Origin of the sequence: Acinetobacter indicus CIP 110367 (genome assembly GCF_000488255.1) — a bacterium.
GTDB lineage: Bacteria > Pseudomonadota > Gammaproteobacteria > Pseudomonadales > Moraxellaceae > Acinetobacter > Acinetobacter indicus.
Genome location: NZ_KI530756.1, coordinates 148,465 through 174,820, shown reverse-complemented (window position 1 = coordinate 174,820; position 26,356 = coordinate 148,465). Strand labels below are relative to the sequence as shown.

Below are 26,356 nucleotides of genomic sequence, written 5' to 3'. Positions count from 1 at the left end.
CTTACCCCCGAGGAATTGGACCAGACATACTGGAGTGACGCGAGTCGCCCAGCACGGAAATCAGCAACATGGTTGCCCCGACAACGGTAACGTAAACTCCGACATCAAACAGTGCCGCTGAAGCCAAATGCAGTTCACCAATCACCGGCGGATTGACATAAATATGCGCGCTGGTCAGGAATGGACGACCCCAGAACCAGGCTGCAATCCCGGTCAGGCCGGCAATGGTCAGACCGGAACCAATCCAGATTTCATATAAACGTCCGGATTTGGCTTTCAACATTTGCTCGGTTTGGTCCTGACCAATGGCAATGTACTGAATGATCAATGCCATTGACGTGACCAGTCCGGCAATAAAGCCGCCGCCTGGCAGGTTGTGCCCGCGCAGGAAAATATACAGGCTGACCACTAAGGCCACCGGTAAAATCCAGGAAGCAGTCATGCGCAGCATCAGTGGAGATGGATTAAAACGATAGGTCAGACCCTGCGTCATGGTGGTGCCGTGGGCACGCATACCATCCATCAGGCAGAGGGCACCAATGGCAGCAATACCGAGTACGGTAATTTCACCGAAGGTATCGAAGCCACGGAAGTCGACCAGAATCACGTTGACCACGTTGGTGCCGCCGCCCAGTGGAATTGACTGCTGGTTAAAGAACCATGAAATCGAGTTGTGATCACGGGTCATGATTAACCAGGCCAGCCAGCTGATGCCAGCACCGGCCAGAATTGCAATCCCGGCATCGCGCCAGCGACGGGTGCTGCTCGATTCATACGGGGTTAATTGTGGCAGCAGTGACAGGCTCATCAGTAACAAGACGGTGGTCACCACATCGACGGTAATCTGGGTTTGGGCCAGATCCGGAGCCGACAGGGTTACAAAGATCATGGTTACCACCAGACCGACAGCACCACTGATTAATACGGCTTTAATCCGTTCATGATGGAACCACAGCATCATCCAGCAGGCACTGAATAATAATAGCCACAAGACAATGGCAATCGCAGGTGCCTGAGTCAGCTCACGCGTACCGGTACCAATCCCCTGATTCAGCAGCGGCACAGAAACTAATGCAATGGTAAACACCAGAATCCAGAACAGATAACTTTGTAGGGAGCCGTTTTCGGTGAGGCGTTTAAAGCGGCGCGAGTTCAGCAATAGGCCTTTTAAGAACAGGTCAAATAACACCCGTCCCTGTAAGCGACCCAATGCCGGATCGAGATCAATCTCGCGGATACGGCCGCCTTTGGCCAGGGCAAAATACATCACCAGACCGCCCACCAGCGCAATCACACTCATTAGCAATGGCAGGTTCAAGCCGTGCCAGATGGCCAGATGGGTGCCTTCAAAATTCATCAGCTGGGTACTGGCACGGGTGGTGCTATTGACCAGATGCTCAACCAGCAGGGCAGGGAACAGGCCGACCGCAATACATAAAATCGCTAGAATCAGGGCTGGTGCGCGCATGCCCATTGGCGGTTCATGCGCATCTTTATTGGGTACGTCTTTGCCAATCGGGCCGTCGAAGAACACGCCATGCACTAAGCGCACCGAATAGGCCACGGCAAAAATACCGGCCAGTGTCGCCACAATTGCCGAGATCACCACCACCGGTCCGCTTAAATTGGCCAGCAGTTCGGTAAAGAACATTTCTTTGGACAGGAAGCCGTTGAACAGTGGTACACCTGCCATCGACGCAGCCGTAATCATGGTCAGCGTACCGGTAAACGGTAACAGCTGCCATAAGCCACTCAGTTTGCGTAAATCACGGGTGCCGGATTCATGGTCAATGATCCCGGCAATCATGAACAGCGCCGCTTTAAAGGTGGCGTGGTTAATAATATGGAAAATGGCTGCAGCCACGGCCAGCGGAGAACCAATCCCGAGCAGGCAGACAATCAGGCCCAAGTGGCTGATGGTGGAATAGGCCAGCAGACCTTTCAGATCTTCTTTGAAAATGGCAAAGAAAGCCGCGATACACAGGGTAAACAGACCAACAAAGGTCACCAGATTATGGTACAGCGCCGCGCCGGCAAAAATTGGCAGTAGACGCGCCAGCAGGAAAATCCCGGCTTTCACCATGGTCGCGGAGTGCAGATAGGCCGATACCGGTGTTGGCGCTGCCATGGCATTCGGCAACCAGAAATGGAACGGGAACTGGGCACTTTTGGTAAAGGCGCCGAGTAAAATCAGCAATAAACTAGGTACAAACAGCGCATGGCTCTGAATCTGATCGGTCATGGTCAGAATCTGGTCCAGCTCATAGGTGCCGGTGATCTGTCCGAGCAGAACAAAACCACCGAGCATGGCCAGGCCGCCCATCCCGGTAATGGTCAGGGCCATACGTGAACCGCGTTGAGCTGCTTGATAATTGCTCCAGTAACCGACCAGCAGGAACGAGGAAATACTGGTCAGTTCCCAGAACACCAGCAGGATAATCAGGTTATTCGACAATGAAATCCCGAGCATGGCTGCCATAAACAGCATGAGCAGGAGATACAGTTTGCTGAGGGAGTTTTTGGGGCTTAAATAATAATAAGCATAAATAAAGATGAGGGTACCGATACCGGTAATCAGCAAAGAAAATAATAAACCTAAAGCATCCAGGCGAAAGCTTAAATCAATCCCTAACTGGGGTAGCCACGACCATGACTGAATGATGGTGGCGCCATTAAAGACATCCTTTGCTTGAGTCAGTAACAGGATCAGACTGCTTAAACTGACTCCTATCGCCCCTAAAGCCGTTACCCCGCGCGAAAATTTCTTCAGCCACGAGACAAGGGTTGTGCCAAGTACCAGCGGTAGCAATATAATAATCGATAGCACACTCGTATCCATTGTCTTGATAGGTTCAAAACCTAAGGGTGAATCTTATCTTTCAAGGATTACAGGAATGCAAGGAGCAGTCCAAAATACTCAATCTTGAAAGCCGAAAAATAGAATTATGGCTAAATAAACAAGTTGTGTTGCGCAACTTGAGAAACTTATAGCAAATCGGATTTTACTATAAAAATATAAATCTGATTGATTTTATTACATGAATAAAACAACATCAATTTGTTTTTGCGCACACGGCAGATATTATACGCCGCCGAACTTTTTTCAGGATGAAATTGTTAGATCAGACCGGATTTTTTCGGCTGATTTTCCGATATTCCTCATATTCAAGGCAGCGGATGCGGGGTCGAGGTGTCATCATCATTTTGCAGCCGTTTCAGCAAGGCTTCCTGCTGTTCGGCACTCAGTTGCTGCTGAATCTGCTGATAGAGGTCATCCACACTGGTGGGTTCCTGTACCGCTTCACTCAGGCTTTCATCGCTGCTGCTGGCTTCAGTCTGCATAAACTGGGCATAAATGGCGTCGAACTGTTCCTGCACCGGTTGCAGATGGATTGGATGTAATTGCTGCTGATCCAGCCTTAAACATTGATAGTTTTCGGCATTTTCCAAGAGTGCCGTGCGGTTACCGGTGGCAATAATCTGCAGTGCCGGAAAGGCCTGATGCAAACGTGCCAGAATCACCGAGGCCATATCCTGATCAAGCTGATGATCGACCTGATCAATCAGCAGAATGCCATCGCCTTCCAAGGTGGGGTACAGGCTATAAGGATTGAGCAGACATAAACGCCGCACAATATCGCCGACCAGTGCAATCCAGTTGCGGATACTGTTGGACAGCTGCTGATAGAGCTGGGTTTTACCCTGATAGGTGACCATTAATTGCAGTTTCGGATGATATTGCAGATAAATCTGGCTCAGTTCCGGTAGCACAATTTGTAGTGCGTCGCGCAGGGCCTGCAGGCTGGGTGCGTGCATCTGGGCATGTGCCTGCATCAGTTTGTCACGCCGTGGAGGTTCTGCGTTGGGATGCTGCGGATGTAATAACTGTTCAATCAGCTGGGCACTCTGGGCATTTTCAATATCGGAAATTTCCCGGAACCACTCAAAGAAGCGTGTAAAGGTGGTGAAGGGGATGGCCGAAATTTCATAGGCATGTACGGCCTGAAAAATCAGCGGATTGTTTTTACTCAGCAGATTGACTTCATTGACAAAACGCTCGGCTGGGTAATAGGCAATTAATGGCAGGCCTTGTAGCGGGTCCTGTTTTACGGCCTGCTGGTACAGGCTGACCATTTTTTCCAGTTTCTGGGTTTCAGCCTTACTGACCCCGACGCCGTTGCTGTTCAGGGTTTTATACAGCTGCCAGTCGCAGCACTGACGGTCCTGCTGCTGGGTATCGCTGCTTTCCGGCAGGCTGCCAATGTCTTTGGGAAAGCACACGCACAGGTCAATTTTGGACTGCAGCCGGGTGTGCATAATGTCCTGATCGAGCATGACCAGTCCGGAGGTGCGTAAATCTTTATAACGGGCCGCAAACCAGGTCAGTGCCTGATAGGTAAAGCGCAGTAGCGAGGTTTTACCGGAACTCTGATTGCCTAGAATTAAGGCCACAGGCTGTTGCTGCGGATGCAGTTGCAGCTGAAGGTCGGTAAAGTGGGTGATGTGCTTGAACTGGACAGACTGAATTTTCATGGGTCACCTGCATGCTTTAACCCACCGCCTTACGCAAGGACACCGGCATCTGCTGTTTCAGCTGTTGCACCAGATCGTAAATATGATGGATATTTAAGCTTACTTTAGCACGTGTGCAGGCCACGTACAGTAATCGTAACTCTTCATCACTAATTTTATGATCGCGTTCATTGACCTTGAACTGATAGTCATCTTCCAGATGCACGCGGTCCCATTCCAGCCCTTTGGCTTTGTGCGCGGTCGAAATAATATAGTCCGCCTGGCCAATCGGGGTGATTTTGGCCAGCGCCTTTTTCAGCGAATCGGTACCATGATCATCCACCAGTTTTACCAGCGGCTTAATGTCGCTGCCTTCATTGGTTTCGCAATATTCATGTACATCGTGCCAGGAGTTAAACCAGGCCAGTTCCGGCACATCGGTGACGCGGCGGCCCTGTTTCAGCATACTGGCGGCATCGACAAAGCGGTTCAGTTTGACATGATCGGCCTGCAGGCTGACCTTGTCACCATGTACCAGACCGGCCAGCAGCAATTCCATCGCCCGGGCATTGGTGCGGCATAAAATCGCATCACGCTGTTTGGTATGCGGCTTGTTCACCACTTTGGAATGTAAATCCGGGTTGCCGAGCAGCGGCACAGTTTCATTTAAACCGCCGAGAATGGCATTGGCGGTCATGGCGATGTCCGGACCAAAACGGAATGAGGTGGTTAAGCGCGACTCCGGCAAAGGCAGTTGCTGCATGGCGTTGATGGCACCGCGCCAGGCATAAATTTGCTGATGGGCATCGCCCACATAAATCACCTGGGTGTTACGCTGCTTGAGCAGAATCCCCAGCATTAGCGGGTCGGCATCTTGGGCTTCATCAAACAGCACATAATCGGCCGGAATATTCGGTTCCGACAGTGCCCACAGTTTCAGGTAAATATCATGACCGATTCCGGCCTGATGGTTTGGATCAATCGATTCCAGCCAGCGCCGCTCTACTGCCGGATACAAATGTTTTTGCAGCAGCTCGGCATCATCAGGGTGTAGCCAGTTCGGTGCTTGAATATGGCGTGGTGCCGGATATTGTGAGCTGGTCGAGCAGAAATAGCCGACCGCATTGGCCACCAGACTGGCCAGCCGTGAAGGCATCAGCACGTATTTTTCATAGCGGCCGCCCATCATCCGGCGCAGGGTAATCGGCTCGAGACGATATTCCTTGGCAATAAAGCTTGGACTCAGGCGCGGCAGGCGCAGTTTGTCGGTGACTCCACGTGGAACACTACGAAAGGCCAGCGAGTGAAAGGTGCGACAATCGACATTGCGATGAAACTTGTGTTGCGCTTCTGCGGCAATGGATTTGTTAAAGGCCAGATACATGCCACGCCGCTCCAGCATGGCTTCACTGATCATCTGCAAGGTGGTGGTTTTCCCTGTGCCGGCATAGGCAATCACCTTGAAGGATTTGCCCAGACGTGCGTTATCAATGGCAGTGGCCTGCTCATAGGTGGCGGTCGGTTTCTTCAGCTCAGACACAGGGCGACAGCTTAAGCCTGAGTACGGTTGGCTTTTTCCACCAGACCGGATAAGCCCTGACGGCGCGCCAGCTCATTCAGAATCAGTTGCGGGTCCAGATTGAAATAGCCGAGCATGACCAGACTGTGGAACCATAAATCAGCGACTTCATAGATCAGGTCATTTTTATTGTCTTCATAGGCTGCAGCCTGATATTCCTTGGCTGCCAGAATAGTTTCTACGCTTTCTTCACCAACTTTTTCCAGAATCTTGTTCAGGCCTTTGTGATACAGCTTGGCCACATACGAAGAATCCGGATCGGCGGCTTTACGTTCAGCCATCATTTTGCCCAAATAACTCAGAATTTCGACCTGTTCAGATTGTGCAGTGGAGGCATTCATGGCCAAGGTGTGCGGATTGCTGGACTTCTCGCCATAAATCGCATTCGGGTCTTTCAGCTGCGCATCGACAATTTCCCAGCCATTCGGGGTCAGTTTGCGATAGAAGCAGGATTCACGGCCGGTATGGCAGGCAATGCCGCCATGCTGTTCAATTTGCAGGATAATCACGTCGGCATCACAGTCCAGACGGATTTCATGCACGGTCTGGAAATGACCGGATTCTTCACCTTTGTGCCAGAGTTTGTTGCGCGAACGGGAAAAATACACCGCCTGATTTTTTTCTGCGGTTAAGGCCAGCGCTTCGCGGTTCATCCAGGCCACCATCAACACCCGACCGGTTTGATGATGCTGTGCAATGGCTGGCACTAATCCCTGTTCGTTAAATTTTACTTCATCGAGCCATTGCAAGTTATTCATGAGTATGTCACCAAAATTTGTTCAGAAAAACGAGATTTACGCCAGTGCGCAAACGCTATAGTGTACGGTATCTGACCGGCTTGCAGGAAAAAATCTTTGCCTATTTTCGCTCAGGATGTTGCCACCATCACGCTCATTCATCTCTCGGTTTAAAGCGGCTGTAACACCTCTGGCAAACACTGCTTTTCGACCAGTTCTAAAAACTCATCGCCCAGACGCTGACTTTCCGCAATACATTGTTTCCACAGCTGAATGCGCTGTGCCTGATCCATGCCTTTTAAATTAAAGTCTTTGCGGTCGGGTAGGCGGCCCAAGGGTAAAGACTGTAAATATTCGGCTGATGGTGAAATCAGCAGGGTCCGTGCATGATTGTCCGGGTTGGCTTTGCGGTGTTTCAGCATTTTGTCGAACCAGCCTGGGGTAATGCTATCGGTAAAATGCGGATACAGCACCAGTCCCTGACTCTGAAACGGCAGGTCAATATGATAGTCAATCAGGCCGCCATCGCGGTAGCTGCCCGGCGCTTCCGGAATATCCCGAATTGCGGACATCACGCCCGGAATTGAGGCCGAAGCCATCAGCCAGCTGGTGACATTGTCCGGCGTTAGCGCATGATAATGGGTAAAGAAATCATCCTGCACCTGAAACTGGTTGCCTTGAGCCGGCTGGCTGATCACGCGCTGCATAAACAGGCGGTTGTGTTTGCGCGCCAGTGCATTGCCGCTGACAATACCGGCTATCGAGGCCAGTAGGGCCAGTGCGCGGTCACTCTGGAAAATATGCTGCGCTTTTACCGAAAGCACGGTCAGATGATAATCCGGATGATCAACTAGCTGCTGTGCCTTGCCATCGACCAGATTTAACAGCATATCGCGGCAGACATGACTAACGTCCTGCCGTGACATTTTTTTATGAAAGCTCAGATTGGTATATAAGTCGGCTAGCCGTTCAGTGCCGGCTTTGGCGCCCCAGGCCAGAATGCTGGCAAAACGCCAGCTGCCAATTGAAGAACCAATCAGGGTACGGCGCTGTGCCGACTGCGGCAAAAACTCGCCAAAAATGGCCTGATCCAGTCCCTGAATACCAATGCCTTTTGGACCACCGGCAGCGCCCGGAATCATATCGACCTGATCGGGTTGTAGGCCCTGCTCGGCAATCAGCTGCCGGGCCAAATGACCGGCACGAAGGGTGAGGGCAGGTGGATGTTTTTGCAGAATCTGGATCATGGTCAGGCAGAAAAATAAACAGTTGTCTGTATTTTAGGTCAGTGACCAAGGCTCACAAGGGCAGGAATGTTCACTCTCTGACTGCTCAGTCATCCGGCATGTTGTCTGCAGTGGCGTGGTATCAAAAACCGGTCATGTGACGGGTTTAACTAATGGGAATATAAGGATTGAGGCGACTTCGCCTATTTCGCCTTATTTGGCCACGCGCCAGATTGCCAGAATACTGGCCAGCACAATCAGAATGACTGAGACAAACCACGGTGAAATAATCGCAATCGACAGCAGAATTGCCATCACACTGCCAAAGATCCAGCTGCGTTTTTGCTGATGTTCCATTTGCAGACGCATACTTTGCAGTTCATTCAGCTGTTTGGCATGCCAGGCCGACTGGTTTTTCAGGCCGTTTAAGCTGTCGATCATCAGGGTCGGTAAATCCTGCGCACCCAACAGTAGGTCCGGAATTTTTTGTCCCAGCTCTTTCAGGTTTTTCTGCGGATTCATTTGTGCCTTGACCCAATCGGTGAGGATTGGTTTGGCCAGACTCCAGATGTCCAGTTCCGGATACAGATCGGTGCCCAGCCCTTCAACATGCACCAGCGTTTTGAGCAGCAGCATCAACTGTGGAGGAATTTCCAGATGGAAACGGCGGGCAATATCCATCACTTCAATCAGAATACCGGCAAAGTCCAGCTCATGCATGGGTTTGGAGACCATCGGTCCTACCGTGCGGCGCATTTCACGTGCCAAAGCATCCTGATCGGTGCCCGGTGGAATCCAGCCAGCCTGATGCACAATCTGGATCAGCTGCATAAAGTCGCTGTTCATGACCGCCAGTAACATGCGCGCCACGGTCATCTGGTCGTGCTTGGACAGCTCACCCATAATCGCGCAGTCCAGTGCAATAAAGCGTGGGTTTTGCGGATTGATAGTTTCTACAAACACATTGCCCGGGTGCATGTCTGCATGGAAGAAGTTGTCGCGGAACACTTGGGTAAAGAAGATGGTCAGGCCTTTTTGCGCCAGGTCGGCGCGGTCCATACCCAGGCGGTCAAAGGTGGCCACATCGGAAATTGGCACCCCGGTAATCCGCTCGGCCACCATCACATCTTTGCTGTCCATATACACTTCCGGCACATACATCATGCTGGAACCGGTGAAGTAATGGCGCATACGGCGGGTGTTGTCGGCTTCTAAGGTCAGATCGAGTTCTTTCAGGATGATCTGGCGATAGTCCTGAATAATTTCGGATAAATGCAGCGCGCGTGCCGCTTCAAGACGTTTTTCCAGAAAATGGCCCAGCCATTCCAGAATTTCAAAATCCTGCAGAATCTGCTGGCGGATATTCGGTCGGGTGACTTTGACCACCACTTCACGGCCATCGTGCAGGGCAGCAGTATGTACTTGGGCAATTGAAGCGGCTGCCAGCGGCTGTTCATCAAAACGCGCGAACAGGGTGTTGACATCGGCCTTTAAGGATTCCTGAATCCGCATTTGCGCGACATCGGAACCAAAGGGTTTGACCCGGTCCTGCAATAAGACCAGCTGCTGTAATACTTCAGGTGGAATCAGGTCACGACGGGTCGATAACAGCTGACCGAGTTTAATCGCCAGTGGTCCCATATCTTCCAGGGCCTGTTTCAGCTTGAGCGGATTTTTACGTTCCTTACTGGACCAGGCCGCCGGATGCATCCGGATCAGACTCAGAATATGGCGGGCTTTTTCTGGTAATTCTTCCGCAGGGAACAACGTGTCGAGTCTATAGTGCGCAGCAATACGCCAAAGTTCGATTAAACGTGAAACGTGCGGAATCATAAATCTCTTTACCTAGTCGTGTGAATCTGGAGTGTCTTCAAGCTGCTTGCGGAGCTGTTGAATCTTGGCTTCTACGCGGTCGATATTCTGGTTCAGGATGCGGGTATCCTGTTGCAGATCATCCATTTGCCAGCGCGGTGCAAACAGGCCGGAATCTTCTTTCAGGGCATCTTCGGCGAAAAACAGCTGGCTTTGCAAGGTTTTTTTCAGCTGGTTGGGCGCCAGCTGGATTTTACCCAGCTCATGTGCCAGTGTCGGGCCAACCCATGGCGACAGATGCGCGGCCAGATCGGGTTCGGCCTGCTCGATAATACGCTGGATGTCCTGTAGCAGCTTATAGTCGCCTTGTACCGGAATGGTGCCGACATCATCGGCCAGCAGCAGTTTCAGCAGTTCCACCACATTCTTGACCTGCAAGGTGGCGGTGGCTTCACTGAGCTGCTGTTCGCGCTCAAACGGGCGCTGCTCGAAAATAGACGGTTGGGTTGCCTGTCCGGTAACGGTCGGCTCCAGACGCACCTTGTTTTCATCAAAAAATACATCTACCGACAGTTGCGGCGCATCCATCACCACGCGCAGGGTTTTGCCCTGTAGCTGGTTCAGCTGGATGCGGGTAATCGCATCCAGATTAATGACATGATGGATGCATCGTTCAACGGCACCTAAGGCCAGAATCGACCACATAGCAGTGTCCTTTTCGGAATTAGAGTTTAAAACCGCGGTGCACCGCCACAATACCACCGGTCAGGTTGTGGTAGTCACAGTTCTGGAAGCCGGCATTTTCCATCATGCCTTTCAGGGTGCGCTGGTCTGGGTGCATACGGATTGATTCCGCCAGATATTTATAGCTTTCAGAATCATTCGCCACCAGTTTGCCCATGATTGGCAGTGCAGTGAACGAGTACAGGTCGTACAGTTTCGAGAACGGTTCAAATACCGGTTTTGAGAATTCCAGAATCAGTAAACGGCCGCCTGGCTTAAGCACGCGGTACATGGCTTGCAGTGCAGCATCTTTATCGGTCACATTACGTAAACCGAAAGAAATGGTCACCAGGTCAAAGCTGTTGTCAGCAAAAGGTTCAAGTGTTTCAGCATTGGCCAGGACGAAATCGACATTGGTACAGCCGGCATCAATCAGACGGTCACGACCGACATTCAGCATCGATTCATTAATATCTGAAAGGACCACATGGCCGCTTGGACCAACTTCACGGCTAAAAACTTTGGCTAGGTCGCCGGTACCGCCCGCAATATCCAGTACGTGCTGGCCACGACGCACACCCGACATGTTAATCGCAAAGCGTTTCCATAAACGGTGAATACCAAAAGACATCAGGTCATTCATGATGTCGTATTTGCTGGCCACCGAATGGAACACTTCCGCCACTTTCTGGGCTTTTTCTTCGCTGTTTACGGTCTGGTAGCCAAAGTGCGTGGTCGCGCCGACATTACCGGTATTGGCGCCACGTGGCAGGTTGTATTTTGGAATGCTGCCCGTTACCGGAGTATCGGTTAGGCGCTGTTCTAGAGACTGCTGTTGACCTTGTGGTGCACCTTCCGGTAATGGCGAGGTTAAGAATGGGCTCACTTTGTCTGTGTTGGTTGCCGTTTCTGGATGGGTAGGCTTTTGCTCTTCATTAGACATAGTGTCACTCCTAACATGAAAATCGGGTTGATGTGGCAGTGCAAGCATGATGACAGATTCTTAGGCGTTGTACAGTCATCGGCCTGCAATTGTCAGGAATAAAATACAGAAAATTGAATTGTTATCCTGATGAACGTGAATGCATATTCGTTTTACTGCTGTTTTTGTACCAAATTTTGGCCATCACATGCAAAAAATTATGTGGCTTTATTGAAAGGGCTGCGGATCTCCCCGATGCACTTTGTCAATAATCTGGCGTTCAACTGCGGTAAATTCGCGGACAAATTTTTCTGCAGATTTCAGCGGTTTCATGGCCACAAAACCATCTTGCATAAACTCGTACATGATATCGAAATTATATTTATGCGCGGCGCCTTTACACATTTTAAAGGCGGTATAAACCATAAAGGAGCGCATGTATTTGTCCAGGCTTTTGCCCAGTTCATCCAGCATGTCCAGCTGTTTTAAACGCGCGCTGCCCTGATCGAGCTTTAAATAGGTCAGGCGCATCATCTCGTCGGTCAATGGCGTCTGCGCCGGATAATCCTTTAACAGCTGAATGGCAACCTGTTCATCCAGCTGCACCGCTAAAATGGCCAGGGCCACCCCGGAGGTGCCGGTTTTAATGGCATTTTCCGGAATCAGTTTTTCTGCTTTATGTGCGTATTTGGTCAGGCGCGCAATCTGTCCGGCCAGTGCATCAAAATCGGGGCCGCCGTATAAACGGTTCAGAAAATATTCGGCCATCAGTACATTATTTTTTTCGGCAAAATGCGGGGCATGGGTACGTTGCATGCGCTGTTTCTGCCACAGCTGCACTTCCTGCAAACGTGTGAAAATTTCCGGCTGGCGATGATATTCAAATTGATTATAAAGTTCTAAAAGGTCATCTAAAACCGCAAGTTTGGACATGGAGCGTCTCAATTGTTTTGACTTAAGCGGCATTCTAAAGCCAGTTACATGCACAGGCCATGACAAATTGGTGACAGATTCAGGATCATCGGGTCAGTTTGCACTAGAAATAGACAAAATCAGACAGACGCGCTATACAAAATCATCAGCCGCCCGGCCAGCAGGCTGGTTATACTGAACGGAACAATAAAACAAGAGTGTGTGCCTATGACCGAGCAGAACCCGCAAACAGAATTTCAGTTAATGGATGAAGATCAGCTGTCTGTCGAGCTGATTGAAGCGCAATATGCCCTAAAAGACAGCCGCGGTCAGAGCAATGCCAAAAGTCTGGTGATTCTGGTCAGCGGCATTGAGCTGGCCGGCAAAGGCGAGGCAGTGAAACAGCTGCGTGAATGGGTTGATCCACGTTATTTGCATGTGAAGGCCGATGCTGCACACCTGTTTGATTTCAAAACCAGTTTCTGGCAGCCCTATGCGCGTTTTATTCCGCCCGAAGGGCAGATCATGATTCTGTTTGGCAACTGGTATAGCGATCTGCTCAGCAGCGCCACCCATGTCTCGAAGCCCTTTGATGACAGCCTGTTTGATGAGTATGTGCACCGTTTTCGGGCCTTTGAACAGGATTTAAAAAATAACCAGGTCGATGTGGTCAAGATCTGGTTTGACCTGTCCTGGAAAACCCTGCAAAAGCGCCTGAACGAGATGGAGCCGAGCGAAGTGCGCTGGCACAAGATGAACGGCCTCGACTGGCGTAATAAAAAACAGTACGACACCTTGCAAAAGCTACGTCAGCGTTTTACCGATGACTGGATTATTATTGATGGTGAAGATGAGCAGCTGCGTGACCAGCAGTTTGCCCAGCATGTATTACAGGCTTTTAAAGATTGCCCGGAGCATCCGAAAACTGTTGAGCAGAGCTGGCAGCAGGCGCCGATTCCCGAGGCCTTGCTCAATCCGGACAATGCCGCGCTGGATGAGGGCGACTATAAAGCCGAACTCAAAAAACTCAGCCGCAAAGTGGCCGATGCCTTGCGTTTTGATGACCGCAACGTGGTAATTGTGTTTGAAGGCATGGATGCCGCTGGCAAAGGTGGCGCAATTAAACGGATTGTGAAAAAGCTGGATCCGCGTGAATACGAAATTTATACCATTGGCGCACCGGAAAAATATGAATTACGCCGGCCTTATTTATGGCGCTTTTGGACCAAGCTGCAACCGGAAGAAAAAATCTGTATTTTTGACCGTTCCTGGTATGGTCGGGTACTGGTGGAACGGATTGAAGGTTTTGCCAGTGACCTGGAATGGCAACGCGCGTATGCGGAAATTAACCGCTTTGAACAGGATTTAACCGAACATCAGACCGTGATTATCAAGTTCTGGCTGGCGATTAGCAAAGATGAGCAGGAACAGCGTTTTAAAGCGCGTGAGCAGACTGCGCATAAACGCTTTAAAATTACCGAGGAAGACTGGCGGAACCGGAACCGCTGGGATGATTATTTAAATGCCGCAGCCGATATGTTTGCCCATACCAGCACCGAGGATGCGCCGTGGCATATTATTGCCACCAATGATAAAAACAGTGCCCGGATTGAAGTGCTAAAAACCATCTTGAAACAGCTGAAAGCCGATTAAGCCGGCAGCAAACATACATGAATCCGCCATAAAAATGCCGGTCACTGGACCGGCATCAGAGTGGGGCAGCAGGTTTAGCCATTGACCACCTGGGTCTGTTTCTGCTGGATGCCTTTGGCAATTTTATAGCTTTCTTCCACATGCGCTTCGGCGACTTTTTTCATGACAAAATAGCCCAGGCTGGCCGCCACCAGCTGTCCACCTAAAGGAATAAATTTGGTGACTTGCTTCGTGATCACTTTCGCGGCAACATTGTTCAATGATTTTTTGACGGCGGTACGTGCCACCACCAGACCAGAAAATTCAATACCGCGTTTACGCAGTTCCTGCCAGTGAATCTGCTTGGTTTCGGGGTCATAGACACTGACCTGTTCCGGCGACAGACCAAAACGGGCATTAATTTCAGGAATCAGTTGTGACAAAATACCGACGTCAATCACGACATCTAAAAATGGAACCGGAATGACCGCTGCGCCTGCGGACACGTAGGCCCGTTTTTTGACCAGCTCCAGGCAGTCAGCACGAACTTGCTCTAAATTTAAATTGGGGTCAATCGAGTTGGGAATCTTGTCTATTTTCATAATATTAAATACCTTAAGCGGTGTATCGATTTTTTTATTGAAGCACTATTAAGGTACGTATTTCAAAGCATTTTTGAATCGAACCATGAGCTAAAAATGACATAGGCAACTGCAAAAGTATAGTAATGAATCTTTATGGTTTTGTAGATATCATGGCAAAAGTTTAACAGGGTGGAGCGTTATGGGGATTCATGTCATTCAAAGTCAGCGTGTCGATGTACTGGTCGAGGCGATGCTGAAGACAGTCCGTAAACCTGCAGCGCATCCGCTGGAGGTGTTAAAAACCCAGCACTTTATTGTGCCGTCACCGGCGGTAGAAGCCTGGTTAACCCAGCGTCTGGCTGAACATCAAAGCATCTGTGCCAATACCGAGTTTCATCACCGGATTCGCGGTTTCCAGTGGAGTGCCTATCAATGGGTGCTGCATGATCAGAAAGACTTGGTCCGTCAGGCCAATATTCCACGAATTATCATTAAATGGCGCGTATTTCAGGCACTAAAAGAATTTATTCAGCCGGAACAGAATCCGCTAGCAAGCAGCCATGCGCTGTTTCCGATTATCCAACGCATTTATGCCAGTGCTGACCGGCTGGAACAGCCGCTGGAACGCCAGCTGAAAAAACAGAGCATGCTGTACTGGGTGGCCGAACAGGTATCCAAACTGTTTAGCCACTATATGACTTATCGCGGGCATTGCCAGAAAGGCTGTGGCGAGCAGTGCCGCTGTCCGACCAACTGGCTGATGCAATGGGGCCGTGATCAGGCCCTTGATCTGGAGCAGATGTTCTTTAAAACCGACAGCGAAGTGTCGGGCTTTATGCTGCAGCAGGCAGAAGAACTGGAGGCGTGGCAGCGCTGGCTGTGGCAGGCAGTTTTTCATGAAGATTTTGAGCAGATGCAGCAGATTGACCAGCTGTTCTGGCAGGCGCTGGGCAGTCCGGAGCAGCCGGGCAAGGCGCTACGCAAATTACCGAAACAGCTGGTGGTATTTACCTTGCTGGACTTGCCGCCGCAGCAGTTACAGTTCCTGCGCCGTTTAGGTCAGTACATTGAAATTTTTATCCTGCATTATAACCCTTCACAGGAATACTGGGCCGACAGTGTCGATCCGAACTGGAAGGCACGTTATGATGCGCGGGTGAAACAGCGTTTTCTGGCGCAGCATCCACAGGCCAATGATGCCGAGATTGCCCAGTTTTTCGAACAGTTTACCCTGCATTTTAATGCCCAGAACCGCGAGTCGCGTCATCCCTTGCTGACCCGTCTGGGCAAGCAGGCACGCGATCATTTCTCCTTACTCTCTGCCTTATCTTCCGGTGAAGAAGGCGTCTGGGCCGATCTGTTTATTGATGACTATCAGCCCAGCTTATTGGGCAAGCTGCAGGCCGATATCCTGTATTTAAATGAACCGGCCGCGCATCAATATGCTTTAGAGCAGCATGATGATTCCATCCAGATTCATGTCTGCCATTCCAGTCTGCGTCAGCTGGAAGTGTTAAAAGACCAGCTGCTGCACTGGCTGTCGCAAGGCACGAAAGAGCAGCCGCGCCGGCCAAGCGATATTCTGGTTTTGAGTCCGAATTTAAAAGAGATCGAACCTTTAATCCGCAGTGTCTTTGCGCCGCCACCGAGTGCGCGTGATCTGGGCAATCCCTCACATGACAGCAGCCGGCTGGCCCAGCACAGCGTATATTTGCCAATTCAGATTGCCGGGGTCAGCCAGCTGGATGTCAGCAATGCCTGGCGCGCCGTGGCCGGCCGGATTCGTCTGTTACAGGGCCGCTTTAGTCTGGATGAATTTGCTGACTGGCTGGGACTAGCGGCCAGTTTGCAGCGTTATGAGCTGGACATTACCCAGCTGGAGCGTTTGCTGGAGCTGCTTAGTGCCGCCGGTTTTAAACGCGGTTTTGATGCCGAGCATTTGCAGCGCAGCCTGAGTGCCGATGATCAGGATTATCGCTTCAGTTTTAAATTTGCGCTGGATCGTCTGGCGCTGGGGCTGGCCATTCCGGAACATACCCTGTTTCAGGACACCCTATGTTTTGCCGAGGTAATGCCAGCCGATTTTGAACTGATTGCCAAACTGATCCAGATTTATCAGGACCTGGCCGAGCGCCGGCACTGGATGATTGCGCATGAACGCGGCGAGAACACGCGGGCCGAACAGTGGCTAAAACGTCTGATGCAAGACATTGACGAGTTTAGCGCAGCCGGTGTCACCGCGCTGGAAACGGTTTATAAGATCATTAAAAAGCAATACCGTATGCTGACTTTGGCCAGCTATTATGATGAGCAGGACCGGCATGCAATGGCGGCCTTAAGTCTGCCTTTGCCGTATATATTGGAAGAAATTGAAGCACAGCTGGCGGCGCAACTGGAACAGGCTGAACCAAGCGGCCAGATTACCTTTTGCCAGCTGGGCCAGCTGCGTCCACTGCCGTATAAACTGGTGGTGATGCTGAATCTGGACAGTGGCAAATTCCCGAATCGTAATGTGCAGCTGCCATTCGATTTAATGCAGTTGCTGAAACCGCAACTGGGTGACCGCTCGCGTCTGGAAGATGATCAGGGTGCATTTTTGGATGCACTGCTATTGGCGCAGGACAAGGTCTGGCTGTTTTATAACGGCTTTGATGTCAATGACGGGCAGGTGCGTGATCCATCCAGTATCTTGCAGGAGCTGATTCAGCATCTGGCGCTGATTGTTGCCGCGCCGCAGCCCGAGTCCGCACTGAACCAGACCGTGAATATTGACGGGATTGAGGTGCCGGAGCAGTTACGTCAGCTGTACTATGTGCACCGTTTACAGCCGTTTGATCCGCTCGGGTTTGAATCCAGCGAGATCATCCGCTTTCAGGACCAGTGGTATGCAGTGGCACAGCAGATCCGTCAGCCGGGTGGGCAGCGCAGTCACTGGGCCAATCAGCCTTATCCTTTATTGACTCAGGATTTGCAGGTGCTGGACAGCCAGCAATGGATTCAGGACATGATTTTCCCGGCGCGGCTGTATTTAAAAAGTGTCGGGGTGGAAAACCTACGTCCGGAACAGCGCAGCGATCAGGCTGAGCCGTTATTGCTGGATGGTTTGGGCCGTTATACCATCCGCGATTTTCTGAAACAGCAGCACAACACGCCTGATCCGGCACTGTTACAAGACCGTCTGCCAATTGGCAAGATTCGTGAAGGCAGCTGGACCATGAGCCTGGTCGAACAGCAGCAGCTACAGGCCCGCTTGCAACACTATGCACCGAGTGAAACGACTGTCACCCGACAGGTCTGGAAAGTGCGTCCTGACTTGCACATCCGCCTGACCCTGCCAAAACAGGGGGGCGAGCGCTGGGTCAGTCTGGAAGCGTCCAGTGCGCGTGCCAAACGCCGTACCGCACTCTGGCTGGAATATCTGCTCTGGCTGGCCTATCTGAATCTGGGTGATGGCGGCCAGCAGCATCAGCGGATTGTGGTATTTAGTGATGACACCGTCTGCTGTGAAGGGGTCAGTTCCAATCAAGCCAGACAGTGGCTAGAACACTGGTTTAAGGCCTGGGACTATGGCCAGCGCCAGCCTTTGGTGCTGCCATCGGCCTTGCTGCTGAAAGTGGCAGAAAAAGGCAAGCAGCATGAATGGGAACCCGATGCTGAACAGCGTATGCAGCTGAAAGATCTGGAGGGGCTGTATAAGGACTGGAATGATTCGGGCCAGTTTAGTGCCTTTTCGGTGGCCGACAACGAAGCCTGCAAGCATCATCGTGACTGGCAGTTTATTTTGCAGGAGCAGGATGCCAGTTTATTATTGGCGCATGCCTGTGAACAGTTTTCCTATGATTTATACCAGCCGATTTTCTGGCATCAGCAGACGCTTGAGGAGTAAATGATGGCCGCTACTCCACATTCTTCGCCGCTATCTTTCCAGCCCATTACTGACATGCAGTTCAAGGGGCTGCACTGGATTGAAGCCTCGGCTGGCACCGGCAAGACCTATACCTTATCCAGCCTGATTGTACGGATTTTTCTGGAAGCCTATTTACCCCATCAGGTGGTGGCGACCACCTTTACCCGCGCTGCCGCGGCCGAGCTGAAAAGCCGGATTCGCGCACGTCTGGTTGAAACCCTGCGTTATTTTGAACAGTGCCAGTCTTATACCGAAGCTGAACTGCAAGCCAAGGCCCAGACTGAATCTGATCCGCTGTTACAAAAAGTGCTGGCGGATTATGCTGCCAAACCGGACTTTGCCCGTGATCGGCTCAAGCTGGTGATTGACCAGCTGGATGAACTGTTTGTGGGTACCTTAGACAGTTTTAGCCAGAAGCTATTGCGAGAATTCAGTTTTGAATGTGGCAAGATTGAACGCGCCGATATTACCGATGATGCCAAAAGTTATGTGCATCAGCTGATTCATGATGTGCTGCGGCAATGGCTGCAGGCCCAGCCACAGCAGGTGGTGAATTATCTGCTGTTGCAGCAGAAACTCAAGCATGTCGATGCCTATGTGGGTATTGTTGAAAATACCCTGAACTTTGCTTCGGCCCAGTTTCGTGAAGTACCGGCGCCAGAACTGGATTTAAACCAGTTTGAAGCAGCCATTGATGAGCTGTTACAGCTGGATCTGGCCGATGTCGACAGCCTGAGCGACTATTATCTGGCGCAGGGCCAGTACGCTGCACTGGTCGGGAAAAAGTGGCGCACCAATCAGCTGATGCAACACACCTTATGCGAGGCTTTGCCGGCATTACTAAAGGCGTTGTCCCAGCAACGCGGCTATGCCTTGTTTGCACCACATTTTGAAAAAACCTTAAAGCTGTGTACCGATTTATCCACCAAAAAAGTGCTGAACAAATGCCCGGACGAGGTGCTGACGCAATTTGAACAGCATGCGGTGATTCAACGGCTAAAAGCCTTCTGCCAGCAGTTGCAGCAGCTGCAACTGGATTTAGAGCTGCTGGATGCCTATCTCAAATACTATTTAAGCCGCGAAGTGAAAAAACGCCTGCCACAGGTGTTGCAGCAAAAAGGTGAAACCACCTTTGCCCAGCAGATCCGCAGCCTGTCGGAAGCCTTGCAGGGCGAGCAGGGACTGCGTTTTGCCCAGTTTGTGCACAGTAAATATCCGTTGATTCTGGTCGATGAATTTCAGGATACAAACCAGGATCAGGACAGTATGCTGGCCAGTATCTGGCGTCATGCCCGCTATTATCAGCAGGGCTGCATGATTATGGTGGGTGATCCAAAACAGGCCATTTACGGTTTCCGCGGCGGTGATATGCTGACCTATAACAAGGCCCGGGCCGATGTGCAGGCCAAACAGGGGCGCCTGTATAGCCTGAAATACAATCATCGTTCTATTCCGGCTCTGGTGGAAGTGGTGGACGCCTTGTTCCAGCGCCAAATAGATTTTGGTGAAGAGGTGCAATATAGCCTGGTAGAAGCCGGACCTCGCCCCCATCCGGCCTTAATTGACGGGCAAGGGGAGAACCGGCAGCCCTTGCGCTGGTTAATGCTAGAAGACAAAAATAATGAAGCATTGCAGGTGGCCTGGAAAATCCGGGAGCTTTTAAATCAGGCGGCGCAGCAGCAAATCTATCTGCACAATGGTCAGGAGCGCAGCCCGCTAATTGAAGATGATATTGCGGTGCTGTCCAAAAACCATGACGGGCTGGACAAGGTGCAGTACGAGCTGGAGCGGCTCGGGATTCGGGTGAACCGTCCATCCAAACGCAGTGTGTTTGACAGCCAGATCGCCAAAGATGTGGGGGCGGTGCTGACCGCAATTATGCATCCTTATGATGAAGCCAAAGTCAAACGGGCCTTGTTAAGCCGCCTGCTGAATTTTAATTTACAGCGCTTACTGGAACTGGAAGCCCATCCGGCCGGCCTGAGCCAGTTTATGGATGATTTTGACTGCATCCGCAGCATCTGGTTTGAAAAAGGCTTTTTAAGTGCCTGGCAATATGCCCTGAACCTGTTTCAGGTCTGGGAGAATCTGGTCGCCCATCACAGCCGTGACAATGAACGGGTGGTGGTCAATCTTCGCCATTTAAGCGAACTGCTTAGCCAGCACAGCGAACATTATCAGGGCGCACAAACCCTGTATCAGTGGTATTTAAAACAGTTGCAGGCGCCAAGTGAACGCGAGTGGGAACTGGAGCGAAAACTGTCCAATGCCGCCGGGGTACAGTTGATGACCATCCACCAGTCCAAAGGGCTGGAATTTAAAGTGGTGTTTTTGCTGGGGGCTGATAAGGACTTTCGCGAGGTCAACAAAACCCTGAATTTCTCGACCATTCAGGCGGTCAATCCGCTGACCGGTCAAACCGAGCAGCAGCGTCTGATTGCGGTAAATGCAGCAGCCTTGCTCAGTGCAGAGGATCAACAGCAGCATCAGCTTCGGGCCGAAGCTGAGCAACGCCGTCTGTGGTATGTGGCGCTGACCCGGGCCAGCCATCGGGTCTATGCCATTTTGCAGGATCAGAGCGGCAAATCCTGTTCCGGTCTGGCTTTCTGGCGCGGTCAGGGCAGTGACGTTTTCCAGCATCCGCATTGTGGCGATGAAGCATTGCTGACTGAAAAGCCGCCAAAGCTGAAGCTGCAGCAGCATGAGCAGACGCTACCATTAACGGCAAAGACTTTCCCGCAGCAGCGTTTCTATCCGCGCAGTAAAACCAGTTTCAGTGCTCTGGCCCAGCATTTAAGCCGTAAACAGGCGATTGATGCGCTGGCGGCTCATATTGAGCAGCACAGCAGTGCCTCTGATGAACTGCATCAGCCAGTAGCGGTGGCTGATGTCGACATCCTGAATCAGCCGATTGCCTGGATTAAACGCCAGTTCCCGATGGGTACGCTGGCCGGTAATTTCCTGCATGAGATTTTTGAACACATTGATTTTCAGGATCAGCAGGACTGGCCGCTGGAAATCCAGCGCCGTTTTAAAAATGATTATCCTTCTTTGTGGCAGGAGCTGCAGGACAAGTTTAGTCAGGAATATCCGGAACATACGGAGGAAATCTTGCTGAGCTGGCTGTCGGCATGGCTGCTGGATGTGCTGAGTACACCGCTGCATCCGGGCTTTCAGTTAAAACAGCTGGCACCCGAGCAGCATCTGGCAGAATTTCCGTTTTATCTGTCCTTGTCCGATCAGGTCTTGGCGATCAAGCGGATTCATCAGCTGTTTGATGAATATGGCATTCAGATGCTGGATTTTCATGATGCCAATTCGGCGCGCTATTTAACCGGTTCGATTGACCTGGTGTATTTTGATGGCCACCGTTACCATATTGCCGATTATAAAAGTAACTTTTTAGGCGCCGATCAGTCGCATTATCAGGCGGCCTCGGTGCAGGCCAGCATGTCACAGTCCAGTTACTGGCTGCAGGCCGGTCTGTATCTGGTGGCCCTGCATCGCTACCTGAAAGTCCATCTGGAAAGTTACGATATTTATCAACATTTAGGTGGAGCCAGCTATTTGTATTTGCGTGGCATGAACGGTCAGGCCGGGCAGGGCGTGTACCATTGGAAACCGCCGGTCGAGTTTATTTTGCGACTGGATGCACTGTTGGGGAATCCAACTGTCGATCAACTGGGGAAAATTGCCTAAATCATTTAATAAAATTTAAAGAAAGAATGATTTAGCATGTGGATAACTTTGAGGATAATGGTGTGGACAACCAGCGGACAGTTTTAACAGCAACGCCTGAAACACAAAGCCCGGCATGGTTTGCGCTTTGGAGTAACTATCTTTTACAGGCGCCTTTTTTTCAGGCGGAAAAGCGAGAAGATTCCGCTAAAATCATCGCACAGTTGCTGGAAGCCACTCTCAATGGTGACAGCTGTATAGCCGCCTCTGCCGAACAGGTGGCAGCGTTGGCCAATCTGGTCGGCTCCGGTTCTGAACCGGGTTCGGTGGCGCCGTTTATTTATGACCAGCAGCATTTATACCTGTACCGATATTGGGCGCTGGAGTCGGCGCTGGCACAGCAGGTGGCACGCTTAAAACAGCAAGTTGTTACGGCGGTAGATGTGTCGGACTATCTGCATTTACTGGAAGACCAGCACCAGCAGCAGGCCTTAAAAATGACCGCGACTACCGCCTTTAACCTGATTACGGGTGGCCCGGGCACCGGTAAAACCTATACTTTGGCGCGGATTATTGCCGTGCTGAACCAAGCCTTGCCGGAGATCCGGATTGCCATGGCGGCCCCGACCGGAAAAGCCGCGCAGCGTATGAAAGAAGCGCTACAGAATTCCTTTGATGATCCGAAAATTGCCAATCTGGTCAGTGACGATCTCAAACGCCTGACCCCGATTACCATCCACCGGCTTTTGGGCCTTGGCAACCGGCAGCAGCCACGTTTTCATGCCCGGCAGCCGTTGCCTTATGACCTGATTGTGATTGATGAAGCTTCCATGCTGGACCTGAATCTGGCCAGTATGCTGTTCAATGCCATTGCTGAACAGACCCGGGTGATTTTACTGGGAGATGCGCAGCAGCTGGCGTCGGTCGATGTTGGTTCGGTACTGGCCGATTTACAGCAGGTGCCGGCACTGGCAGATAATCATGTGCATCTGGTCACCAGTCGCCGTTTTAAAGCCGGTGCCTTAATTGGTGAAATGGCCCGCTTTATTCAGCAGCAAACGGCTGAACAGCCGGCCGCGCAAATCTTGCAGCAGTTTGCCGCACAGCTGGTGCAGCCGGGCGAATTACAGGCCGTAACTTTAACGCAGGACATGGTCGATGTACTGCAACTGGAATATTTACCCGATGAAGCCCCGGATCCCATAGCCGGGCAGGGCTATTATGACAAACTGATGCTGGGCTATCAGGGCTATGTGCACAGCCTAAAACAGTATTTACAGGCCGATGATCCGGACGCGGTGGTGGCGCAGGTGGTGAAAGCCTTTGACCAGTATCGGATTCTGACTGCAATTCGGCATGGTGGCTTGGGCTTGCAACAGCTGAACATGCAGATTGAGCAGCGTTTGTTACAGCAACTGGTTCTGGACGTGGCCAAGCAGGGCGACTGGTATGTCGGCCGGCCGGTAATGATGACCTATAACGACTATCAGCTCGGCCTGTCCAACGGTGATATTGGCCTGTGTCTGCAACGTCTGCGTGAGGGCAACCGGCAGTTTGAAGTGTATTTCCCGAGTCTGGATAAATGGGTGCCAGCCACACGCTTGCCAAAAAATATTGAAACCGCATTTGCTCTGACCATTCATAAATCTCAAGGTTCGGAGTTTCAGCATGTGGCGGTGGTGCTGGATCAGGCCGCGCAGAATCTGCTGAGCAAGGAACTGATCTATACCGCCATTACCCGGGCCAAATCGGTGGTGAGTTTACTGGCCGACCGGCAGGCGCTGGTACAGGCCTTAACCGTGAAAACCAGCCGTAACAGTGGTGTGTTAGAAAAAGTAAATGAACATTTGTCATTATAAAGTTGGCATAAATAAACCCGGCCGTTGTAAGAAAATGCTTACAACGATTCGAGAAATTTGCGCATAGAGCTTTGCCTGAGTTTTTGAGAAGATGACTTCACACAAAAGCTCAACACGGAAAGTTGAGGAAAATCGCAAAACCAGAATAAGAAAGTCGAGAGACAGCGAGCTTACATTGAAGTAGGTGAAAAAAAGAGGAAACTTACAGCCGCTAAGCCTTGTAGTTTTGGGAGAGACTACAGGGCTTTTTTATTGGCAGTTCAAAATCAAAAAAATGAAGCGTCATTCATCGACGTAAGCGAAAACGTACAAGGAGAGAGGTAATTATCTGCTTCTTTCCCCAAGGGCTTGTGGCAAAATCTATCACATAAGGAAAGCCAATTAAAACAGGGAATGTTGATTAGAAGAAGGCCAAAGCCTCGCTATACATCACAATAAATAAAATTAGAACAACGAAAAAAGAAGAAACTACAGCGCAAAAAATAGCCCGGGAATTTATTCTCGGGCTATTTTTATTCCATCTTGGCTTATTTGCGTTTGATCATCTTGGACTTCTACTCGGTGTTTTATCAAATGGAGCGTAAACCTCTGTCTTTCAGGTCAGAGATATAAGCGACACGACATGAAATGTCGTTTAATTGCTAAAAAACAATATTTCAAGCCTAATATGAGCTAATATAAGCCCATGAAAACACTTAAATTACGTATAAAAGACAAACATTGTAAGGTGCTAGACCAATTGGCATCTGAAGTTAATTTTGTCTGGAACTATGTCAATGATTTGTGTTTCAAACACCTACAGCGCAAACAACAATTCTTTTCAGCATACGATATTGCTAAATACACGAAAGGCGCATCAAAGGAATGTAATCTTCATAGCCAAACCATTCAGGCTGTAACAGAAGAATTGGTCACTCGCAGAAAACAGTTCAAAAAATCAAAATTGACATGGCGTGTCAGTAATAAGAAATCAGCAAGAAGATCACTAGGTTGGATACCCTTTAAAAAGGTCGCTATTAAATACGCCGATGGATACGTTCAGTATGGCAAGCATCAATTCAAGCTATGGGATAGTTACGGACTATCGAAATACAGCATTCAAACAGGCTCATTTGTAGAGGATAGTCGTGGACGTTGGTATGTCTGCTTAGTAGTTGATTCACCCAAACAAGACAAACCTACCGCCACAAAAGCCGTGGGTATTGATCTAGGCTTAAAAGATATTGCTACCTGTTCCGATGGCACAGTCATCAGTAATCCCAAGTTCTATCGAAAATACGAGCAAAAGCTCGGTATTGCTCAGAGAGCGAGAAATAAAAAGCGTGTCCGTGCATTACACGCCAAGATTGCAAACTGTCGTAAAGACCATTTGCACAAGGCTAGCACCCAGCTGGTGAAAGACAATGCACTGATTGTCGTTGGTGATCTAAGTGCGAACAAACTTGTAAAAACTAAAATGGCGAAATCTGTTTTAGATACAGGATTTTCAGCGCTCAAAACCATGCTCAAGTATAAATGCGAGAACGCAGGGGTCATGTTTGAGGAAGTCAACGAGAGATTCACAACCCAAACCTGTTCGAGCTGCGGTGCAATCACCGCAAGCAGTCCGAAAGATAGAGCAGATTTGCGAATAAGAGTATGGGAATGTGAATGCGGAAGTGTAAATCAACGCGATTTAAACTCCGCCAAGAACATACTTGCGCTTGGGCATAAGCGTCTAGCAGTAGGAATCACCCTCCTTTCAGGTGGGTGAGGATGTCAAGAATAGAATCAATCCTCCGGGTAGACGCTGCATCATTCATGTGACATCGCATCGGATAATTCATGGCTTTTTCGCGTTGTGTTTTGCAATTTAAGCGGTTTTGTCTTAAAATAATGCACTTGCTGTAGTGATGCACGGCAGTCAGACAGATGCTTGACATCGGTTTGATTTTTATCAAGGTATTTTATAAGCATCTCGGAGAAATCGAATGGCTTTAACAAACGCAGATCGCGCAGAGATCATCGCTAAATTTGCTCGTGCTGAAAACGACACTGGTTCACCAGAAGTTCAAGTAGCTCTTTTAACTGCTCAAATCAATGACTTACAAGGTCACTTCAAAGAGCACAAACACGACCACCATAGCCGTCGCGGTCTGATCCGTATGGTTAACCAACGTCGTAAATTATTAGACTACTTAAACGGTAAAGATCACGGTCGTTATGTTGCGTTGATCGGTGCTTTAGGTTTACGTCGTTAATTCGATTTAGACTTTTATTTTCGGGTTATTGCA

16 protein-coding genes are annotated in these 26,356 nt (G+C 50.3%); 6 read left to right on the top strand and 10 right to left on the bottom strand.

The features are described from left to right. Nucleotide 1: 1 nt before the first annotated feature. The 9 genes from P253_RS12070 to P253_RS12030 all read right to left on the bottom strand — a co-directional run bounded on the left by P253_RS12070 (nt 2) and on the right by P253_RS12030 (nt 12,444). Nucleotides 2-2,839 carry a monovalent cation/H+ antiporter subunit A gene (locus tag P253_RS12070; protein ID WP_016659651.1) on the bottom strand — a complete coding sequence of 946 codons (2,838 nt, stop codon included), beginning with the start codon at nt 2,837-2,839 and terminating at the stop codon, nt 2-4. Between the two features lie 326 nt (nt 2,840-3,165). Next, complete coding sequence (locus P253_RS12065) at nt 3,166-4,533, bottom strand: PH domain-containing protein (protein WP_016659650.1); 1,368 nt, start codon at nt 4,531-4,533, stop codon at nt 3,166-3,168. Nucleotides 4,534-4,549: 16 nt separating this feature from the next. Next, nucleotides 4,550-6,052, bottom strand: coding sequence for an AAA family ATPase (locus tag P253_RS12060; protein WP_016659649.1), 1,503 nt, complete (start codon nt 6,050-6,052; stop codon nt 4,550-4,552). Nucleotides 6,053-6,063: 11 nt separating this feature from the next. Beyond that, nucleotides 6,064-6,849 carry a bifunctional phosphoribosyl-AMP cyclohydrolase/phosphoribosyl-ATP diphosphatase HisIE gene (hisIE, locus tag P253_RS12055; protein ID WP_005181811.1) on the bottom strand — a complete coding sequence of 262 codons (786 nt, stop codon included), beginning with the start codon at nt 6,847-6,849 and terminating at the stop codon, nt 6,064-6,066. A gap of 149 nt (nt 6,850-6,998) precedes the next feature. After that, entirely contained in the window at nt 6,999-8,075 is a 1,077-nt protein-coding gene (locus P253_RS12050; RefSeq protein ID WP_016659648.1) for a patatin-like phospholipase domain-containing protein, read from the bottom strand. Nucleotides 8,076-8,267: 192 nt separating this feature from the next. Further along, nucleotides 8,268-9,887 (bottom strand): ABC1 kinase family protein, encoded by a 1,620-nt coding sequence (locus P253_RS12045; RefSeq protein ID WP_016659647.1) that lies wholly within the window; start codon nt 9,885-9,887, stop codon nt 8,268-8,270. A gap of 12 nt (nt 9,888-9,899) precedes the next feature. After that, on the bottom strand, nt 9,900-10,571 hold the full coding sequence (locus P253_RS12040; RefSeq protein WP_016659646.1) for a ubiquinone biosynthesis accessory factor UbiJ: 672 nt from the start codon (nt 10,569-10,571) through the stop codon (nt 9,900-9,902). Between the two features lie 19 nt (nt 10,572-10,590). Next, nucleotides 10,591-11,532, bottom strand: a complete 942-nt coding sequence (gene ubiE / locus P253_RS12035) for a bifunctional demethylmenaquinone methyltransferase/2-methoxy-6-polyprenyl-1,4-benzoquinol methylase UbiE (protein WP_005181822.1) — start codon at nt 11,530-11,532, stop codon at nt 10,591-10,593. Nucleotides 11,533-11,739: 207 nt separating this feature from the next. Next, complete coding sequence (locus tag P253_RS12030) at nt 11,740-12,444, bottom strand: DUF8198 family protein (protein WP_016659645.1); 705 nt, start codon at nt 12,442-12,444, stop codon at nt 11,740-11,742. A 207-nt stretch (nt 12,445-12,651) separates the two neighbouring features. Between P253_RS12030 and pap the strand changes: the two genes are divergently transcribed. Next, a complete protein-coding gene (gene pap / locus P253_RS12025; RefSeq protein WP_016659644.1) occupies nt 12,652-14,076 on the top strand; it encodes a polyphosphate:AMP phosphotransferase in 1,425 nt (474 codons plus the stop codon). Nucleotides 14,077-14,150: 74 nt separating this feature from the next. On the opposite strand, the gene P253_RS12020 is transcribed toward pap, so the two are convergent. Beyond that, nucleotides 14,151-14,657, bottom strand: coding sequence for a hypothetical protein (locus tag P253_RS12020; RefSeq protein WP_005181834.1), 507 nt, complete (start codon nt 14,655-14,657; stop codon nt 14,151-14,153). 181 nt (nt 14,658-14,838) lie between these two features. Here P253_RS12020 and P253_RS12015 point away from each other — a divergent pair, with 181 nt between their 5' ends. From P253_RS12015 to rpsO, 5 genes are all read left to right on the top strand, one after another. After that, the gene (locus P253_RS12015) at nt 14,839-18,525 is read left to right on the top strand and encodes an exodeoxyribonuclease V subunit gamma (RefSeq protein ID WP_016659643.1); all 3,687 of its coding nucleotides are present in this window, start codon (nt 14,839-14,841) and stop codon (nt 18,523-18,525) included. A gap of 3 nt (nt 18,526-18,528) precedes the next feature. Next, complete coding sequence (locus P253_RS12010) at nt 18,529-22,245, top strand: UvrD-helicase domain-containing protein (protein WP_016659642.1); 3,717 nt, start codon at nt 18,529-18,531, stop codon at nt 22,243-22,245. A gap of 62 nt (nt 22,246-22,307) precedes the next feature. Continuing rightward, on the top strand, nt 22,308-24,083 hold the full coding sequence (recD, locus tag P253_RS12005) for an exodeoxyribonuclease V subunit alpha (RefSeq protein ID WP_016659641.1): 1,776 nt from the start codon (nt 22,308-22,310) through the stop codon (nt 24,081-24,083). A gap of 685 nt (nt 24,084-24,768) precedes the next feature. Continuing rightward, nucleotides 24,769-25,836 carry an RNA-guided endonuclease InsQ/TnpB family protein gene (locus tag P253_RS12000; protein ID WP_016659640.1) on the top strand — a complete coding sequence of 356 codons (1,068 nt, stop codon included), beginning with the start codon at nt 24,769-24,771 and terminating at the stop codon, nt 25,834-25,836. Nucleotides 25,837-26,053: 217 nt separating this feature from the next. Next, on the top strand, nt 26,054-26,323 hold the full coding sequence (gene rpsO, locus P253_RS11995; RefSeq protein WP_004637724.1) for a 30S ribosomal protein S15: 270 nt from the start codon (nt 26,054-26,056) through the stop codon (nt 26,321-26,323). Nucleotides 26,324-26,356 lie beyond the last annotated feature (33 nt).

What these genes read in the sequence shown, in the direction of transcription:
- P253_RS12070 (WP_016659651.1), bottom strand. Translation starts at nt 2,839, where the DNA reads ATGGATACGAGTGTGCTATCGATTATTATATTGCTACCGCTGGTACTT.
- P253_RS12065 (WP_016659650.1), bottom strand. Translation starts at nt 4,533, where the DNA reads ATGAAAATTCAGTCTGTCCAGTTCAAGCACATCACCCACTTTACCGAC.
- hisIE (WP_005181811.1), bottom strand. Translation starts at nt 6,849, where the DNA reads ATGAATAACTTGCAATGGCTCGATGAAGTAAAATTTAACGAACAGGGA.
- P253_RS12050 (WP_016659648.1), bottom strand. Translation starts at nt 8,075, where the DNA reads ATGATCCAGATTCTGCAAAAACATCCACCTGCCCTCACCCTTCGTGCC.
- P253_RS12045 (WP_016659647.1), bottom strand. Translation starts at nt 9,887, where the DNA reads ATGATTCCGCACGTTTCACGTTTAATCGAACTTTGGCGTATTGCTGCG.
- P253_RS12040 (WP_016659646.1), bottom strand. Translation starts at nt 10,571, where the DNA reads ATGTGGTCGATTCTGGCCTTAGGTGCCGTTGAACGATGCATCCATCAT.
- ubiE (WP_005181822.1), bottom strand. Translation starts at nt 11,532, where the DNA reads ATGTCTAATGAAGAGCAAAAGCCTACCCATCCAGAAACGGCAACCAAC.
- P253_RS12030 (WP_016659645.1), bottom strand. Translation starts at nt 12,444, where the DNA reads ATGTCCAAACTTGCGGTTTTAGATGACCTTTTAGAACTTTATAATCAA.
- pap (WP_016659644.1), top strand. Translation starts at nt 12,652, where the DNA reads ATGACCGAGCAGAACCCGCAAACAGAATTTCAGTTAATGGATGAAGAT.
- P253_RS12020 (WP_005181834.1), bottom strand. Translation starts at nt 14,657, where the DNA reads ATGAAAATAGACAAGATTCCCAACTCGATTGACCCCAATTTAAATTTA.
- P253_RS12015 (WP_016659643.1), top strand. Translation starts at nt 14,839, where the DNA reads ATGGGGATTCATGTCATTCAAAGTCAGCGTGTCGATGTACTGGTCGAG.
- P253_RS12010 (WP_016659642.1), top strand. Translation starts at nt 18,529, where the DNA reads ATGGCCGCTACTCCACATTCTTCGCCGCTATCTTTCCAGCCCATTACT.
- P253_RS12000 (WP_016659640.1), top strand. Translation starts at nt 24,769, where the DNA reads ATGAAAACACTTAAATTACGTATAAAAGACAAACATTGTAAGGTGCTA.
- rpsO (WP_004637724.1), top strand. Translation starts at nt 26,054, where the DNA reads ATGGCTTTAACAAACGCAGATCGCGCAGAGATCATCGCTAAATTTGCT.